This window comes from Vibrio pomeroyi, assembly GCA_041879425.1.
Taxonomy (GTDB): Bacteria; Pseudomonadota; Gammaproteobacteria; order Enterobacterales; family Vibrionaceae; genus Vibrio; species Vibrio pomeroyi_A.
Map to the genome: position 1 here is coordinate 177,111 of CP090855.1, position 15,696 is coordinate 192,806.

Below are 15,696 nucleotides of genomic sequence, written 5' to 3' on the forward strand. Positions count from 1 at the left end.
TAGGGATATTAAAAAATGAAAAGAACAGCATTAACGCTACTTATCTTAGCAACGTCTAGCGCTTCAATGGCACAAAACGCAACCTCAATGGACCAGCAAAAAGTCGATAACGACATGCTACAACTGGCCGACGTTCAGCAAGAATCGGCGTTGATCATGGTTGAAGAGAATTCAGACTACGTGGCGATTGATTATATTGGAAAGTGGGTTGAGGTGAACAATTACGTCACACATAAAGAAGCCAAGCAACGTCAGCTTCAAAAGAGCACCAAGAAATACATTTACTCGCAAACGGGTGAAACTCTAGAGTCGATCGAGCAGCGTATTGCTGAACACATTCAAGCAGATCAACCTAGATATTTCAGTGTCGATGTTTACCGTAATTACCACGGTGATTCAGGCGACTTTAACTACCTAGCTCGAGTTATCGAATACATTTAAGTTATTCGTTACACATTAATGATAGAACCTACTGACTTAAGTAGGTTTTTTTGTTTCAAACAGACGAATTCATTTCACTATTATTATTCTGACAGAGTAGATATTTCGTCAACCTGTGATAATTTAAATACATAACGACTAAAAGTAAGCACAACAAAATGAATTTCAGCATTGAACAACTTCTCGCGTTCGTTACCGTTTATGACCAGCTCTCTTTCAGTAAAGCTGCCGTTAAGCTCAACAAGCACAGAACGACAATCGGACAGGTGATTACAAACCTTGAAGACCAACTCGCAGTAAACCTTTTTGAAAGAGTCGGTCGCTCGGTAGAACCCACAGAAGACGGGCATCTTCTTTATCACTATGCCAAGCAAACCATTGAGCAAGCACGTACATTTGACAAGGTTGCGTTGAGCCTCTCTTATGGGGGATTAGAAAACATCACAATCGCTTATTCGAGCGTGATTCCTCAACGTGTCCTTGTCGATATTCGAAAGCAACTCAAACGTGATTTCCCAATGATGCGAGTTAACTTTCTCGTTCGTAATAAGAAAGCGATTAAACAAGGGATACAGGATGGTGAGTATCACTTCGGTTTGGTTAATGTTCACGATAGTCGTGCAATGCACAGTTTAGACGCCACTTTTTTAGGTCATATTGAATTCTATCCGTTCGTACAAAAAGGCGGTGAATTTACCAATTTAGACAAAGAAGACGTACTGGTTGCTTTAAGAAACTCGAAACAGTTTGTACTGAGATCCCTGATTGAAGAAGGAATGTCGGAAAAAATCGTTGTAAGTTCAGACCACGAAGAGATCGATCAACTTGCGTTGGTGATCAAAATGGTGGAAGAAGGCTTGGGTTGGGCACTTTTACCTAAATCATTTTTCTCTGATCCAGAGTCTTCTCAATACGAAATTGAACCTATTCAAGCAGCAGAGTTGTTTGAAGGATTCAAATTTGGTTTCGCCCTGTGGTGCCCTCATTCGAAACAGGTCAGTGATATCAAGAGCTCTTTGACTTCAGTGATTTCAAAATACCGAGAGCGATTAATCAGTAGTTACCGGCCGTAACTTTTTATTTATTTCAATAGTTTCTTTATATTTGAAAGGTTTATATGTATTAATTCTTAACCGTCACTTACACAGTTATTTCCCCAAAAGGCTCACTTAGAGCCTTTTTTTGTATCTGCGTTCTGAGCCTCACCTCGTTAGGAAAGGTCATATTTTGATGGGTTTGACCCTCTATATGAGAGTAGGGCAAAACCACTGTTTGACCTATTCTAGTCCTGTTGATTAAGGACCCCCTTTATTGGCAATAAGTGTTTAATTTCTATGTTTACTGCAAGGACGCAGACTTTCGGCCGGGTTTCATTACCCGGCCTTTTTTATGAGGCCAATCTTATGACTCGCTGCGGCGGATTTGTTCTTCTTTCCTGCTCTCTATTTACAACTTGTTCTTTAGCATCGTTTTATGATCCTGTTGATGGTCAATTTGATATGGGGCATCACCTTGCAGAAAATGCCCATGGCTTTTTGCCTATTCCGATTTTGATTACCGAACCTGCGGTGGGTTACGGTGGCGGTGTAGCTGGCTTGTTTTTACACGAGACAGATGAAGAAAAGCGACAACGAAAGCAGGCAGCGCTATCTGCTATTGATGGTGGTGCGCAGCTTGTTCCTTCTGCCATGTCAGTGGTTGGCGCAGTAGGTACAGAAAACGAGACTTGGTTTGTTTTTGGTGGTCACAGACGTTCATGGATGAATGACTCTATCCGTTATATCGGTGGTGGTGGCTTTGGTGTTGCGAATTTGGATTTGTACACATCTATCGATTGGGCGCCGATTGACCAAGACATAAGAATAGGCACATCGACCTCCGTTGCGGTACTGTCTCAAAAGGTACAGTTTAGAATCGGCAATACACCTTGGATGTTGGGTATAAAACAATTATTAGCAAAGTCTGAGATTGAATTTGAGAATACTCTTTTAGATAAAATCTTGGGCAATGAATCGGTCACTTCAGGCTTAGGGCTAGAAGCTGAATATGACACGCGAGATAACTTATTTTATCCAACCAAAGGCTATAAGTTGTCTGCGGATTACATGATTTACGATGATGCTATCGGTAGTGATTACAATTACCGTAACTTGAATATTGATGGAGAAGCTTATATCCCAATTACCAATAAATGGACATTAGGCTTGGCCGCAAACTATCAAAATTTCGAACAGCAAGATCTGTTTGTATCGCCCACTGCAAAACCGTATGTTTCTTTGCGTGGTGTGTCGTCTTACCGTTATCAAGGTGATGAGATTGAAACAATCCAAGGTCAATTGACGTATAGCATTAACCATCGTTGGAAGGTTTCTGGATTCTACGGTTCAGGAACTGCAAAACAAGATAGTAGTATAAGTCACGATAATACCGTGGATGCAGGAGGTGTGGGGTTCCGATACCAAATCGCAAGACGTTACGGTTTACACCTTGGAATGGACTACGCGCAAAGCCATGAAGAACGCGCTATCTACTTTAATATCGGTAGTGGCTTTTAGAACAACCCAAAACTTGAATTTTTCCCAAGAAAAAGGCGCTAATCAGCGCCTTTTCGTTTTCTATCACTTTCTTGTAGCAAGATTACTTCTTACGGCAGAACTCAGCGATTACGTACATTGATTGACCGCCGTTTGTTTTACCAGAAACAAGCTTAGGATCGTCACCAACGCTGATGCCACGGATAACAGTACCTTGCTTAATCACTTGGTTAGTACCTTTGATTGGCAGGTCTTTGATTACTGTTACGTCGTCACCTTTCTTAAGTTCAACGCCGTTCACGTCAAGAGGCTTGTCATCAGCAGACATACCGATTTGTGCCCAAACTGACGTTTCTTCTTCAAGGTACATCATGTCTAGCGCGTCTTGAGCCCAGCTTTCTGTGTTCAGACGAGTAAGTTGACGCCATGCAGTTACTTGAACTGGCGCTTCTTGACTCCACATGCTGTCAGTTAGACAACGCCAGTGGTTGATATCTTTAGGATCGTCAATCTCACCAAGACATTTGTCACATACCATGATGCCGTGATCCACTGTTACGTGGCTGTGTGGCGGCACTGCGTATGCAGTAAGAGAAGAATCAGAACCACATAGTTCACATTTAGATTGGCAGCGTTCTAGCATAGTAGCTTCAGAAGACATAATGGACTCACATTTATTAGGTATTAAATTTACGTGGCTATTATCCACTTTATTTACAATAAAGAAAGAGGTCGTACGGTATTCTGTCTTGATTAATTTTAGCTGAGATCAACCATTTGTGTTTTAAAGTTTTATGTAAACGGTTAACTAGGGGACTTGTTCGAACGACAGAGACAAAAAATGCCAGCGGTTAGGCTGGCATTTGGTTTCATTTAGAGTTCGTTACTATTCCAATACAGAATCGGTAATAGACGCTGCAGTTAAAGCGTTATCTATTAAGAAGTCGACAGCTTGTGTCTGCATGCTAACGTGATGGTTTAAATCTAATGGTAGAGGCGTAGTGTCATCTTGCGGAGCAACAAATGTACTATGGTCAGCCTCTTTGCCAAACTTAACAAAGTCGTTGGTCCCGTTTGGCGTTGTGTTGCTTGCATCTATAACGGTTAAGCCAAGTTTTGTAGCAAGTGGTGTAGTTCCTGCAAACGGGGCATCCGCAACGGTGTTTGGCACCGTTTCGTCACCTTGCACTTGCCCCATGTAAATTGGCATCTGAGTAGGATCTTCTAGCAAGTAATCAGCGTTTGTGTAAGGGTCAATAGTATCTAACACGGTTTGTGCCGCATATGCAAACTTTTGAAATGCTGCGGTCATTGCTGCTTTTTGTACCGCAGTCGCTTGATCATAAAACGTTTTATAACAGGCTTGATCTGTTAAACCTGTACAGTTTGCGCTGGTGAAACTTGCGTATTCGGTGGAAGCACCCAAAGCTACGTTATGCTTAACTTGTGGGCCAAAGTTAGTTGAACCTAGTAGAAGGTTAGATATTTGACCGCCAGAGTTTTCGATAGCGGCAGCACTGAATGAATAGAGAGCATCCGCAGTTGCGCTACCTAACGTACGGTTAGAGGATGCAACTGCAGTTGTTCCAACAATTCCACCTAACGAATGACCTAGAAACTTAACTTGTGAGCCTGTCGCGATGTTAAATCCCTTCAAAGGTGAACTAGCAAGTAAACCTGCTTGCAAAGAAGCGGTTAACGATGCTCTTAAGCCCATGACGTCTAACGCACTTTGACGAACGTTGTCGCGAGCTACAGGCAGGTTAGCGAGATTCAAATAAGCTAACACATCTGCGTTTGCTGAACGGGTATCATCTAGACTGCGCGTACCATGTATTGGTAAGTCAATTGCGATAATAGCAACGCCAGCTCTCGCTAAGTTGTAAGCGAACGCATAAGCATTTTCTTTAGCAGAGGTTATACCGTGTTGGTAAATAACCACATCAGTAGGATCTGCACCATTAGGTGTAAATAACAAGAATTCGACAGATTCTAATGATTTTACCTGAGGAACTGGAGAGTATTTCGTAATAACCCTTTCGCTATCAAGCGGTGAGCCATCTGCTAGAGTAAGGTTTAGGCCAACCAGTTTAAGCTGTTCTGTTTGGTCAGTCGCTAATACACTAGTGTCGATACCTGCAGCAACTAATTGAGCAGCCATATTAGCTTGCTCGCTAGCATCGCTTAAAGCGTTTGATACTTTAGCTAAACTAGGCATACCTGATTCAAATGGCTGAGAATTCCATTCGCTAGTATTGGTTTCTAGGTAATAAGGTAACTGAACAAAACCCTGAGTAACATCAACGTTGTCAGTACCACCGTATAGCCCGTTAATCGCCCCCTTTAGAGTAGCGATAGTTGTCGCGTCGCCACCCGCAACATATTTATCAAAGTCTGTATCGTTTGCTAATGCTGTAGTGAACAGTTCTGTAGAACCGAATTGCATTGTGTAAGCTGCCGTAAGATCGACAGAGTTAGGGTTTGCGCTGCCTTTCCAGACACCATTTAGGTTTGTCGCTGCCAATCCTGTTGCCGTAGCACCTTTAGTAGCAAATAGCGTGTCTCCTACAGACTCAGTGGTAAACCAAGTTGAATAAATGATGTTCTCTGTATCTAGGTTAATTGCACCTGCTGCTGTCGCGCCAGCGAAGATCTTCTCAACCCCTTGAGTGACTTGTTGAGCTTGCACAAGGCTACCTTCGGTATAAATCACTGCACTCGATTTAAGTGCTGCGTAACTTGCTGACATACCAACAGGGTCACCATTCACATCCGTAAGTTCATTTGACAGTGCCAACACGTATTCACTGGATGCATCAAGTGAATCTTTAAATTCGATCGTGAACGTGTCGGTTGCAGAACTAGATTCGACCTCAAAATCATTACCTAGAGTCAATACCTTTGTAACACTTGGCGTGGTCTCAGATGTAAGTGAACCACTAAGTTTTAAAAGATAAACGCCACCAGTCGCAGCACCATCCGCTAATCCAGCACCTTCAAAATCCATGATGATTGGCATTGAAGTTGACCAGCCATCCATTGTATTCATTGCGGCAATAGGGTTGGTTAATGACTCGTCACCGCCAGTCGGTAAACCAAGTGTCCCATCGGTAGCATCCATTAATGCGAAGCTAGTAAGAGGAACTGCAATATCAGCACCGGTTAGTTGAAACTTGATGCTCGTTGCTTGTGCAAGTGAATCTTGAATATATTGCTCATATTGAATCGTTGTTGAAGCACCCGAGCTAGATGTGTCATCACCACAACCAGCAAGAAACATAGCTGACGCAAGCAGCGAAACATTAAATAACTTTTTCATGTTTTAAGTCCGTTTAGTTGAAGGTGTAGTTCATTTGAATTGCAGAAAGGTAGGCAACTGCGTCACCAGAGAACTCAAGCTCTTGGCCAAGTTCGTTCGTTTCTGTGAAATCACCATCTTTGCTTTGTACAAGGGCAAAACCGGCATCAATAGATAGGTTAGGGCTGTATTGGTAAGTTAAACCTGCGCTGTACCAGAAACGGTCGCTATCAGGAATACTCAACGTCGCTTCACCTGCTTGCTCGTCATAAGCAAGACCTGCTCTTAATGTCCATGCTTGGTTCAACTGGTAAGTAGCACCCAGTGAATAACGGTTATTGTCGTCGTAATCTTCGGTCTTTTTAAAACACTCACCACTTGCGCAATCTGAGCTCGTCGCTTTGAGTTCTTTAAAGCTACTCCAACCCGTTTGTTGCCAGCCGTAATGGATAGCCCATTGATCGGTGAGTTGGTGGAAAGCTGAAATCTCAATGATCGAAGGTAATGTAATTTTTAGACGACCGGTTGTGGTCGTTGCACTCCCTTGGACGATGCTACCCGTGTAATCGCTGAAGTCGCCATCATCAAAATCTAGGTCCACTTCTGAACGATATGCGATAGAGAATCGATTGTTTTCGTTTAGCTCATATAACGCGCCTACGTTCCAACCAAATGCAAAGGTTTCGCCTGTCATGCTAATCAGTTTTGTAGAAGCAGGATCGCCAGTGATGTTCGATATAGAACCCTGGTGACGATTAAGTTCGGCCTCTGCGTAAACAAGGTTTGCACCAGCACCAACACTGAATTGGTCATTAATTCGATACGCCACATTCGGGTTCAGGTTCACTGACACAAGTGAAGTATCACCGGCAAGATCACCCGCATAAATATCGTCTGGGTAATCGGTAGCAACTCCATAGTTAGAGAACATACCAATGCCCCATGCCCATTTGTCATTGATTGGGCTGATGTAGTAAGCAGCCGGAACCACTTGCAAAGGTGCAACATCTTTCGAGACTTGGCTTTGACCGCCAGAACCTGGGACATTGTTTTGAGTGATATCTACCTCGGGATCAACGATAGAAACCGCGCCTGAAAACTGTGCTGTATCAAATAGGGTCATTGCGGCGGGGTTTCTCGCTAGTACACTCGCGTTATCAGCTACTGCACCTTCACCTGAAAAGGCGCGACCAAGACCTGAGGCAGAATGCTCAGCAACTTGGAAACCAGCCGCAAGTGAGTTACATGCAAATAGTACTGAAAGTGAAACGAGAGAGCGTTGTATTGTTTTCATCCTTGACCCTCCTAGGGCATCGAATTTCGTTATTATGGTTTGAAAACACACTGAGCATTTTTGGTGTTGAAGCTCTAATGTAAATGGCATGTTAAATTCATGTTTTATATAAAGTCAAAGAAAGAGTTGTTATTTTGTGAGGTTATGTTTTAAAGGGGCGGCACTTTAACATCAATAATATAAATATAATCAATGATTTATTTGTGGTTGGAGGTGTGACCAGAGTGTTTATGCATTGTTACGGTATAAATAGTGTTCAATAGCTCAATATGTAACAACTTTGTTTCTGTTTACCGCCATTCGCTAAATCGGCATAATATCGACTCATTTTGATAGTCATTAAATTGGAATTTTTAGTTTGGAATTACTCGCGATAGAGTTTCTTGGTAAACCGCTTCGTTTAGAAGGATCAATGGCAGGGTGGCAACAGTTGTTTTGGGACAACACGTTAGTGTCTCAACTGGATGCGACTTCAGAAGACGACGATGTGAGAACACACACATTTATGCTTCGTTCTGGTGAAGAAACGTTGCAGTGTCACGTTGAATCTTCGGTTCAATGGCAACCCTTTGAGATGACGTATAAAGCATCGGTTAATGGGCAAACCATTACCGAGGGAAATCGCAGCACCAAAGATATCGAACAGCAAACTCCGGTTGTGGCACCTAAGCCTGAAAAACGTTTTAGCTTGATTGGTTTGGTGTCGCTCGGAATGAAAGCGCTGAAGAGTGCTAAGTTGATTAAAGTTGTACTTGCTTCTGCCAGTTTAGCGGCATATTCATGGCTGTTTTCTATTCAGTTCGCACTGGCCCTGATCGCTTGTCTTATGTTCCATGAGTACGGCCATATCAGAGCGATGAAGTACTTTGGGATGAAGACAAAAGGGATCTACTTAATCCCATTCCTTGGCGGATTAGCGCTTTCAGACGAAAAGATTAATACTCGATGGCAAGATGTGGTTATCTCGATCATGGGACCACTGTTTGGTCTGATACTGTCGTTGATATTTACGGTCTTGTACTGGGCAACTGGCGAGATGTTCTTCGCTGGTCTTGCCGTGTTTAACGCTTTGTTAAATCTATTCAATTTACTGCCAATTTTGCCACTCGATGGTGGCCACGTGTTGAAAAGTATCAGCTTTTCGATGAACAGCGTATTGGGCATTGTACTGTGTGTCGCAGCAGCCATTGCAGGTGTCGTGTTAAGTTACCAATTGAACTTAACCCTGTTTGGTTTCTTATTGATCATGGGTAGTGTTGAGATACTGTTCGAATGGAGAGGCCGTCATCACAGCCATTTGCTGCCATTAGACAGATACGGCCAAATCGTATCGTTCCTTTGGTATGTAGGCTTAGTTACGGGCTTAATTGGTGTTATCTGGTACTTCGCTTCAACTGGCGATCAATTACTGAGCCTACCGTTACAGATTCTAGGCACTTAACGCATATCTATAACTGAGTGACTTGTTCATAAAAGCGTAGAGTCACCCAACACAAACAAAATGAAAAACGCCCTAACCATTTGGATAGGGCGTTTTAATATCTGCGATTCTAACTTGTACATTCGTCAATCAAACTTTGCAATTTGGTTTAGCTACGTTCGATTGAGGCAGTGTCGTGATCTTAGTTTGTAGATCTTTAATTCGGGTACTGTGAGAAGGGTGCGTCGAAAGCAATTCTGGTGGTTGACTGCCGCCTGATGCTTTCGCCATGTTCTTCCATAAATCAACACTCTGGTTTGGATCAAACCCGGCTTTAGCCATGTACTCTAGGCCAACAATGTCAGCTTCAGATTCTTGAGTTCGACCATAAGGCAGAATCACACCATATTGAACCCCCAAGCCTAATGCGGCCATGGTCATGCCTTGATACTGTTTGTATTCTGATGAGCCTAGAGCAACACTGGTGATCGACAAACCTGTATTGGCGAGTTGTGATTGTGATAGGCGTTCGTTACTGTGGTCAGCAAGAACGTGCGCCACTTCATGTCCGATAACCGTTGCCAGTTGGTCTTGGTTTACCGCAACATTGAGTAAACCCGTGTAGACGCCGATTTTTCCGCCTGGTAGAGCGAACGCATTCACTTGGTCGCTATCAAAAACCACAACTTCCCATTCACTAAAGCCTTGCTTAGGAATGTGTTGAGTAATACTGTTCGCTACGCACTGAACATAAGCGTTGGTTTTTGCATCTTTACTGATGGGTTGCTCTTTCTTCATTTGTTCGAAAGACTGTGCCCCAAGCTGAGACATATCTTGATCTGAAAACAGCAGCAGTTGGTTTCTTCCTGTCGGTGAAGCGCTACACGCGGTTAGGCCTGCAAGAGTGAGAAGCGAGGCAAACTTCGTCCATGACGTCATACAATATCCTCTGTGTATTCGGTTTTTATGCATGTTAACATCAACTTGCGTAATAACTAAGGGCTGTAAGATAACTAACAGCCAGTAATATAGAAAAAGCTATGCACGCGATAACAAGATCAATAATTAAGGAACCCACATGAGTATTTGGAAAAAGCCCGTTGACCTAGACATCTTCAACGCGACCTCAAAAAATACCTTGATTGAGCACCTCAACATTGTTTACACCGAGGTTAACGATAATTCCTTGGTGGCAACCATGCCAGTTTGTCATTTCACGCATCAACCATTGGGCATGCTTCACGGTGGTGCATCCGTGGTTTTAGCAGAAACTCTTGGTTCACTCGGCGCAAACTTTTGCGTACCCGATGGTTACTATTGCGTAGGGCTAGACATCAACGCTAATCACGTTCGTTCAATGCGTGAAGGGCACGTTATTGGCACCGCCGAGCCTATTCACCTTGGGGTATCTACTCAAGTATGGCAGATAAACATCACTGATGAACGTCAACGCTTGGTTTGCACAAGCCGTTTAACCATTGCAGTGAAGAAGCACAAACGTTAGTTCATTAGTCGAGGTGAGGCACAGTAATCATCCTAGCCACACCTTATTAAACCTCATTTACAAAGTGTTTATTTTAGTTAGAGAAATCCATGGTCATAACGTTTAAAAGTGGAAAAGTCATTGCAACCGCACATGAATTGGTTGTTCGTTTAGATGGTGAACATAGAGTCACATTACAAGCTCAAGTTGATGCAATTCAGCTGATCGGAAAAGGGGCAAATGTAATTTCGGCTAATGGCTCTGAGTGCAAATGGTCGATTAAATTAGACAACGAACAACAACTTCGTGATATCGCCAATGAAATCGGCTGCGATGTGATGTAATTAGCGGTTATCACTGCGTTTATTTCGGCTTTTAACTCTCTGTTAGAGGCACTAAATCTGTTCACATTTGCAATCCCTTCGTTAAATAGTATTAAGTTCGATTGATTTTGACTCATAAAATAGGGAAACTGAATTCAATATCCTTTGAATGAGTTTTCCTCTTTATGAGTAGCCCAAGACTTCGCGTTCAATTTGAAACCCTTTTTGAATACTTCGATGGCAAAGATTCTGATGTTCAGCTTGATGACATAACAGATGTGCTCTGTTGTACACGTCGTAATGCCAGAATGGTACTGAACAAGCTCGAAGAAGAAGGCTGGGTAGAGTGGTTACCTGCAGCGGGTCGCGGTAAGTTATCTCAACTTATCTTTAAGCAGAATCGTTGCGATGTTAGTGAAAACCTAGCACGTCGCTATTTAGAAGAAGGTAAAATCGGGCAAGCCCTATCGGTACTTGACCAAAATGCTGCAAAACTTACTCAAGTAATTCAAAACTACTTGGGCGTGCAGTATCAAGAAGGTGAACAAGTTATTCGTTTACCTTACTACCGTCCGCTCTCCATGCTTAATCCAACCAAATCGATGCGACGTTCTGAGCAACATATCGCTTGTCAGGTATTCAGTGGGTTAACTCGCTTAGATGAGAATGATCAACTGCAGCCTGATCTCGCGCATTCATGGCAAAAGATAAACGACCACCAATGGCGATTTTTCTTAAGGCCGGGTGTCTGTTTCCATAATGGTGAACCGTTGTTAACGAGTCACGTTGTGGATACGCTGCTTTTACTCGAACCGCTTAACATGTTCTCGCATATTAAAGACGTATCTTCACCGGCAAATTGCGTGGTTGATGTCTTTCTAACGCGTCCAGATAAATACTTCCCACTAGCATTAACTGAATCCGTCGCAAAAGTAACTCTGCCTATGATTTTACGTGGGGAAGATTACGATATTCGACCAATTGGTACTGGCCCTTATCGCATTGAAAAAAACGACGAAAAACAGCTCGTGTTAACCGCTTTCAATGGATACTTTGGTTTTAGGCCGTTGATCGATCGTGTTGAAGTTTGGGTGGTTGACGAAGCTTATTCGTCGATGGTTTACCCAAGCCTTTCTAAGCCGATAATGGCAGACCGTGGTGATAGTGATGATGAAGTAGAGCTTGATCCGGGCTGTACGTATTTACTATTGAATAGAAAGAAGGGCATAGCACAAGATCCAGCTTGGGCTGAGTTTCTATCGAATGCGTTAAATGCGTCTGATTTGTTTGTACATATCCCTAAAGAGACCGTTATCGACTTGGGTGTTCTCCATGCTTACGGAATCAAACCCGGTTGGTATGACATCAAGTTAAAGCTGCCTGTTTGTCCACCAGCAAGTGTTAAACCAAGTATTAAATTGGCGTATCAATGCCAGCACCCAATGTTTCCAACCCTTGCCAAAGCGATTGTCACAGTGTTGAAGCAATACAATGTCGATGTTGAGCTATTCGGTTACGAAACCGATCCGCCGCACGCTGATGATGTCGATATTTGGATTAACCCAATGGGGATTGCTAACAATAGAGACGATGCATTGGCCGGATGGTTGATGGATTACAGCTTTCTGGATGAATCGAGCCCAGCAGAAGACTTTGATCAATGGTGTCACATGATTGATCGTTGGCGCTCCGGCGAGTTTGAACAATTTCCAGCAAGGCAACTCGGTAAACAACTGGTCCAAAGCAACCAATTGATCCCAATGTTCCACTGTTGGCTAGGCGTAAACAAAGACCAATGCGGTACGTTGCAAAACGCTAAGTGTAATGCACTCGGATGGTTCGACTTTAGCCAAGTTTGGGTAAAACCAGAAGTTGATTGAAACCACAGATAACTCGATTAGGACAACACAATGCAAACCGTGATTATCACACTCATTACGCTGGTGGCATTTGCTGCCAATTCAGTATTGTGTCGTTGGGCTTTAATGGATCAAACGATTGATCCTTTGAGTTTTGCGATCGTGCGCATCTTATCGGGTGCACTCACGCTGTTGATTTTATTGACCTTATCTTCAAGCGCTAAACGCAAACAAGACAAGGTAGAAAACAGCACTTCTATGTATACCAAAATTCGCTCTGAGCTCGATTTAACCGCGATATTGGCTCTATTGGTTTACATGTTCGGCTTCTCGTTTGCTTACCTAACATTAGGGGCAGGGCTTGGAGCTCTGGTACTGTTTGTTGCAGTTCAGTTCACCATGATTGCCGCGCACTTATTCGCTGGCAACAGAATGTCATCGCTTGAATGGGGTGGCTGTTTATTGTCTGTTGCGGGACTTGTTTATTTGCTCATGCCGACGGGCACAACAAACTCACCAGATCTAATCTCCATCATATTGATGGTATTAGCCGGAGTTGGGTGGGGCGTTTACACGCTGGCAGGCAAGAAATCGACGAACGCACTTCAATCGACTACGGCCAATTTTGGCTTTAGTTCGTTAGTCATTCTTACGTTGTTAAGTCTTCTAGCCTTCATTCCCAGCGTCACGGCACAAATATCCATCACCGAGCAAGGTCTGATTTACGCAATATTGTCGGGAGCGGTAGCTTCTGGAGTGGGTTATAGCTTGTGGTATTACGTGGTGAAGAAACTCAATACCGTGGTTGCATCTATCGCGCAACTCTCAGTTCCAGTTATCGCGACGCTTGGTGGTGTATTGCTGTTATCCGAGCCGGTCACAATGCAATTTGTTATCTCTTCGACCGTCATTTTACTGGGAATAAGCTTGGTTCTTGTCGCCCCTAAACTTAAGAAATAAAGAGTTAAATCATTAACTGCTATGGCTAAACCAAACAAGAAACAACCGACCAAGACGGTTCAGATCTTCTGTGCGAAATGTAAGACACAACTTTTCAAGTATCGGAAAGGAGGTAAAGGTGCACTCGTGAAGTGTTTTAAAGAACGTATTGTTGAAGATTTCACGACAGAGCCCTGCATTTGCCCTGAATGTGGCACAGAGTTCGCACGTGATACCTTAGTTAGAGGCACACCTGCCTACAAGTTTGTTGGCGGCAAAGTAACGATGAAATAAAAATGCCACAGCACAGGTTGTGTGTGGCATTTAAGAGCTGTTATTGAAGTTAAGAACTGATCTTGATATTAAGAATCAGAGTCGAGTATCAATGAGCTCTGACTCGCCCTTGAAGTTTGATAAGTAACAACGAGACTATCGCTCCTGTTGTATCGCAAAGCATGTCTTTCTGAGCATCCCAAATATCACCTTGTGATCCCAAGAATGCGATACCTTCGTCGCCACCTGCAATCTCCGCATACCACCACTCAATAATCTCATAACCTGCTGCAACACTCATGATGGCAAACAGAGCAAAGAAACACGCCAACACAGGTTGAGCCAATTTCTTACGAATCAAATACTCAGCGAGCGGGTAAGCGTAAAGACCAATCGAAAAGTGCGCCACGCGGTCAAAGTTATTGCGTTCTGACCCAATCAGGTTATTAAACCAATCAAAGGGCACTTCGGCGAAGGTGTACTTAGCGCCAATTGTATGAAGAACTAACCATATGAACATCAAAACGTAAGCGGTTTTTGAAAAAGTAAGTTTGCTAGAGAGCCACCATATTCCGACAAGAATACCGAGCGCAGGAATGATCTCAGCAATCCAAACGGCACGTGAAGAGGGGGCAAACGCTGAAAAAAGAAAGATAACAAGATAGACTGCAGTCAGTGAAAGTAGAGGTCTATTTTGAGCAAGTGGCGTAATGGTCATCATCAGATCCTATATAAGTTTCATCCATAGTTACACAATAATGAACGCTGTTCAATTGAGGTTTTATCACCAAATTTGTTGAAAAGTAGCGTTATCGCCCAGTATCTAGACAAACGGTTGCGAGAGTTTCACAAAAGTTTGATTTACAACAAAGCGAACCATAAAATCCCTCTATCACTACATAACAAGAAAGAAAGTCATGAAACTGGAAACTGTCGATTATCTTGCTGACGACGCAGCAGAACAATTTGTTCGCTCTCTACGTGAAACTGGATTTGGCGTACTAAAAAATCACCCAATCCCGAAAGAGCTTGTTGAGTCAATTTACGAAAACTGGTACCAATTCTTCATTTCTGAAGAGAAAGAGAACTTCCACTTTAATGTTGAAACACAAGATGGATATTTTCCACCTTCAGTGTCGGAAGTTGCAAAGGGCCACACTGTAAAAGATATTAAAGAGTACTTTCATGTATACCCTTGGGGTCAGATTCCTGAACAGCTGAAAGAACAGATTCTAGATTACTACCAACGCGCTAATGCTTTTGCTCAAGAGCTATTAGGTTGGGTTGAAGCACACGCGCCTCAAGAAGTACAAGAGAAGTTCTCAATCGCACTTTCTGAAATGATTAATGGCAGCGAGCAAACTCTGCTTCGCGTACTTCACTACCCACCAATGCAGGGTGATGAAGAGCCGGGCGCAATCCGTGCTGCTGCACACGAAGACATCAACCTTTTAACGGTTCTTCCTGCTGCAAACGAGCCTGGTCTTCAGGTAAAAGCTCAGAATGATGAGTGGTTAGACGTGCCGTGTGATTTCGGTAACATGATCATCAACATTGGTGACATGCTGCAAGAAGCGTCTGGTGGTTACTTCCCATCAACGACTCACCGTGTAATCAATCCATCTGGTGCTCGCCAAGAGAAATCTCGTATTTCTTTACCTCTGTTCTTGCACCCGAAACCAGAAGTGGTTCTGTCTAAAAAGTACACAGCAAATGAATACCTAATGGAACGTCTAAGAGAGCTTGGCGTTATCTAAGTAGTCAGATTTCATTCTCTAAAGGCCAGCATATTGCTGGCCTTTTTGTTTGATAAGAGCATAACTGATTGAAAT

15 protein-coding genes are annotated in these 15,696 nt (G+C 43.1%); 10 read left to right on the forward strand and 5 right to left on the reverse strand.

Annotation, left to right across the window (positions count from 1 at the left end):
- The first annotated feature begins 15 nt into the window (after nt 1–15).
- From L0992_16775 to L0992_16785, 3 genes are all read left to right on the forward strand, one after another.
- Nucleotides 16–441 carry a hypothetical protein gene (locus L0992_16775; protein ID XGB69697.1) on the forward strand — a complete coding sequence of 142 codons (426 nt, stop codon included), beginning with the start codon at nt 16–18 and terminating at the stop codon, nt 439–441.
- Nucleotides 442–599: 158 nt separating this feature from the next.
- Complete coding sequence (locus L0992_16780; GenBank protein XGB69698.1) at nt 600–1,514, forward strand: LysR family transcriptional regulator; 915 nt, start codon at nt 600–602, stop codon at nt 1,512–1,514.
- A gap of 330 nt (nt 1,515–1,844) precedes the next feature.
- Nucleotides 1,845–2,996 (forward strand): BamA/TamA family outer membrane protein, encoded by a 1,152-nt coding sequence (locus L0992_16785; protein XGB69699.1) that lies wholly within the window; start codon nt 1,845–1,847, stop codon nt 2,994–2,996.
- Nucleotides 2,997–3,078: 82 nt separating this feature from the next.
- Here L0992_16785 and L0992_16790 read toward each other — a convergent pair whose 3' ends face one another.
- The 3 genes from L0992_16790 to L0992_16800 all read right to left on the reverse strand — a co-directional run bounded on the left by L0992_16790 (nt 3,079) and on the right by L0992_16800 (nt 7,567).
- Nucleotides 3,079–3,636: a PhnA domain-containing protein gene (locus tag L0992_16790; GenBank protein XGB69700.1), complete on the reverse strand. Its 558-nt coding sequence runs from the start codon at nt 3,634–3,636 to the stop codon at nt 3,079–3,081.
- A 225-nt stretch (nt 3,637–3,861) separates the two neighbouring features.
- Nucleotides 3,862–6,294: a lipase gene (locus L0992_16795; protein ID XGB69701.1), complete on the reverse strand. Its 2,433-nt coding sequence runs from the start codon at nt 6,292–6,294 to the stop codon at nt 3,862–3,864.
- 13 nt (nt 6,295–6,307) lie between these two features.
- Nucleotides 6,308–7,567, reverse strand: coding sequence for an outer membrane protein transport protein (locus tag L0992_16800; protein ID XGB69702.1), 1,260 nt, complete (start codon nt 7,565–7,567; stop codon nt 6,308–6,310).
- A gap of 358 nt (nt 7,568–7,925) precedes the next feature.
- Here L0992_16800 and L0992_16805 point away from each other — a divergent pair, with 358 nt between their 5' ends.
- Nucleotides 7,926–9,008 carry a site-2 protease family protein gene (locus tag L0992_16805; protein ID XGB69703.1) on the forward strand — a complete coding sequence of 361 codons (1,083 nt, stop codon included), beginning with the start codon at nt 7,926–7,928 and terminating at the stop codon, nt 9,006–9,008.
- Nucleotides 9,009–9,137: 129 nt separating this feature from the next.
- Here L0992_16805 and L0992_16810 read toward each other — a convergent pair whose 3' ends face one another.
- On the reverse strand, nt 9,138–9,926 hold the full coding sequence (locus L0992_16810; GenBank protein ID XGB69704.1) for a M48 family metallopeptidase: 789 nt from the start codon (nt 9,924–9,926) through the stop codon (nt 9,138–9,140).
- 139 nt (nt 9,927–10,065) lie between these two features.
- On the opposite strand from L0992_16810, the gene L0992_16815 reads away from it, so the two are divergent.
- The 5 genes from L0992_16815 to L0992_16835 all read left to right on the forward strand — a co-directional run bounded on the left by L0992_16815 (nt 10,066) and on the right by L0992_16835 (nt 13,885).
- Nucleotides 10,066–10,491 carry a hotdog fold thioesterase gene (locus tag L0992_16815; GenBank protein ID XGB69705.1) on the forward strand — a complete coding sequence of 142 codons (426 nt, stop codon included), beginning with the start codon at nt 10,066–10,068 and terminating at the stop codon, nt 10,489–10,491.
- An 89-nt stretch (nt 10,492–10,580) separates the two neighbouring features.
- Nucleotides 10,581–10,814 (forward strand): DUF3389 domain-containing protein, encoded by a 234-nt coding sequence (locus tag L0992_16820; GenBank protein XGB69706.1) that lies wholly within the window; start codon nt 10,581–10,583, stop codon nt 10,812–10,814.
- 164 nt (nt 10,815–10,978) lie between these two features.
- The gene (locus tag L0992_16825) at nt 10,979–12,673 is read left to right on the forward strand and encodes an SgrR family transcriptional regulator (protein XGB69707.1); all 1,695 of its coding nucleotides are present in this window, start codon (nt 10,979–10,981) and stop codon (nt 12,671–12,673) included.
- Nucleotides 12,674–12,703: 30 nt separating this feature from the next.
- Nucleotides 12,704–13,612, forward strand: a complete 909-nt coding sequence (locus L0992_16830; GenBank protein XGB69708.1) for a DMT family transporter — start codon at nt 12,704–12,706, stop codon at nt 13,610–13,612.
- Between the two features lie 21 nt (nt 13,613–13,633).
- Nucleotides 13,634–13,885 carry a hypothetical protein gene (locus L0992_16835; protein ID XGB69709.1) on the forward strand — a complete coding sequence of 84 codons (252 nt, stop codon included), beginning with the start codon at nt 13,634–13,636 and terminating at the stop codon, nt 13,883–13,885.
- 88 nt (nt 13,886–13,973) lie between these two features.
- Here the strand turns inward: L0992_16835 and L0992_16840 are convergent, their stop codons facing one another.
- Nucleotides 13,974–14,582: a DUF2238 domain-containing protein gene (locus L0992_16840; GenBank protein ID XGB69710.1), complete on the reverse strand. Its 609-nt coding sequence runs from the start codon at nt 14,580–14,582 to the stop codon at nt 13,974–13,976.
- 199 nt (nt 14,583–14,781) lie between these two features.
- Between L0992_16840 and L0992_16845 the strand changes: the two genes are divergently transcribed.
- Nucleotides 14,782–15,621, forward strand: a complete 840-nt coding sequence (locus tag L0992_16845; protein XGB69711.1) for an isopenicillin N synthase family oxygenase — start codon at nt 14,782–14,784, stop codon at nt 15,619–15,621.
- The last annotated feature ends 75 nt before the right edge of the window (nt 15,622–15,696 follow it).

Coding starts and splice junctions, on each gene's coding strand:
- L0992_16785 (XGB69699.1), top strand. CDS start 1,845: ATGACTCGCTGCGGCGGATTTGTTCTTCTTTCCTGCTCTCTATTTACA.
- L0992_16780 (XGB69698.1), top strand. CDS start 600: ATGAATTTCAGCATTGAACAACTTCTCGCGTTCGTTACCGTTTATGAC.
- L0992_16845 (XGB69711.1), top strand. CDS start 14,782: ATGAAACTGGAAACTGTCGATTATCTTGCTGACGACGCAGCAGAACAA.
- L0992_16835 (XGB69709.1), top strand. CDS start 13,634: ATGGCTAAACCAAACAAGAAACAACCGACCAAGACGGTTCAGATCTTC.
- L0992_16800 (XGB69702.1), bottom strand. CDS start 7,567: ATGAAAACAATACAACGCTCTCTCGTTTCACTTTCAGTACTATTTGCA.
- L0992_16825 (XGB69707.1), top strand. CDS start 10,979: ATGAGTAGCCCAAGACTTCGCGTTCAATTTGAAACCCTTTTTGAATAC.
- L0992_16815 (XGB69705.1), top strand. CDS start 10,066: ATGAGTATTTGGAAAAAGCCCGTTGACCTAGACATCTTCAACGCGACC.
- L0992_16830 (XGB69708.1), top strand. CDS start 12,704: ATGCAAACCGTGATTATCACACTCATTACGCTGGTGGCATTTGCTGCC.
- L0992_16775 (XGB69697.1), top strand. CDS start 16: ATGAAAAGAACAGCATTAACGCTACTTATCTTAGCAACGTCTAGCGCT.
- L0992_16820 (XGB69706.1), top strand. CDS start 10,581: ATGGTCATAACGTTTAAAAGTGGAAAAGTCATTGCAACCGCACATGAA.
- L0992_16795 (XGB69701.1), bottom strand. CDS start 6,294: ATGAAAAAGTTATTTAATGTTTCGCTGCTTGCGTCAGCTATGTTTCTT.
- L0992_16840 (XGB69710.1), bottom strand. CDS start 14,582: ATGACCATTACGCCACTTGCTCAAAATAGACCTCTACTTTCACTGACT.
- L0992_16790 (XGB69700.1), bottom strand. CDS start 3,636: ATGTCTTCTGAAGCTACTATGCTAGAACGCTGCCAATCTAAATGTGAA.
- L0992_16810 (XGB69704.1), bottom strand. CDS start 9,926: ATGACGTCATGGACGAAGTTTGCCTCGCTTCTCACTCTTGCAGGCCTA.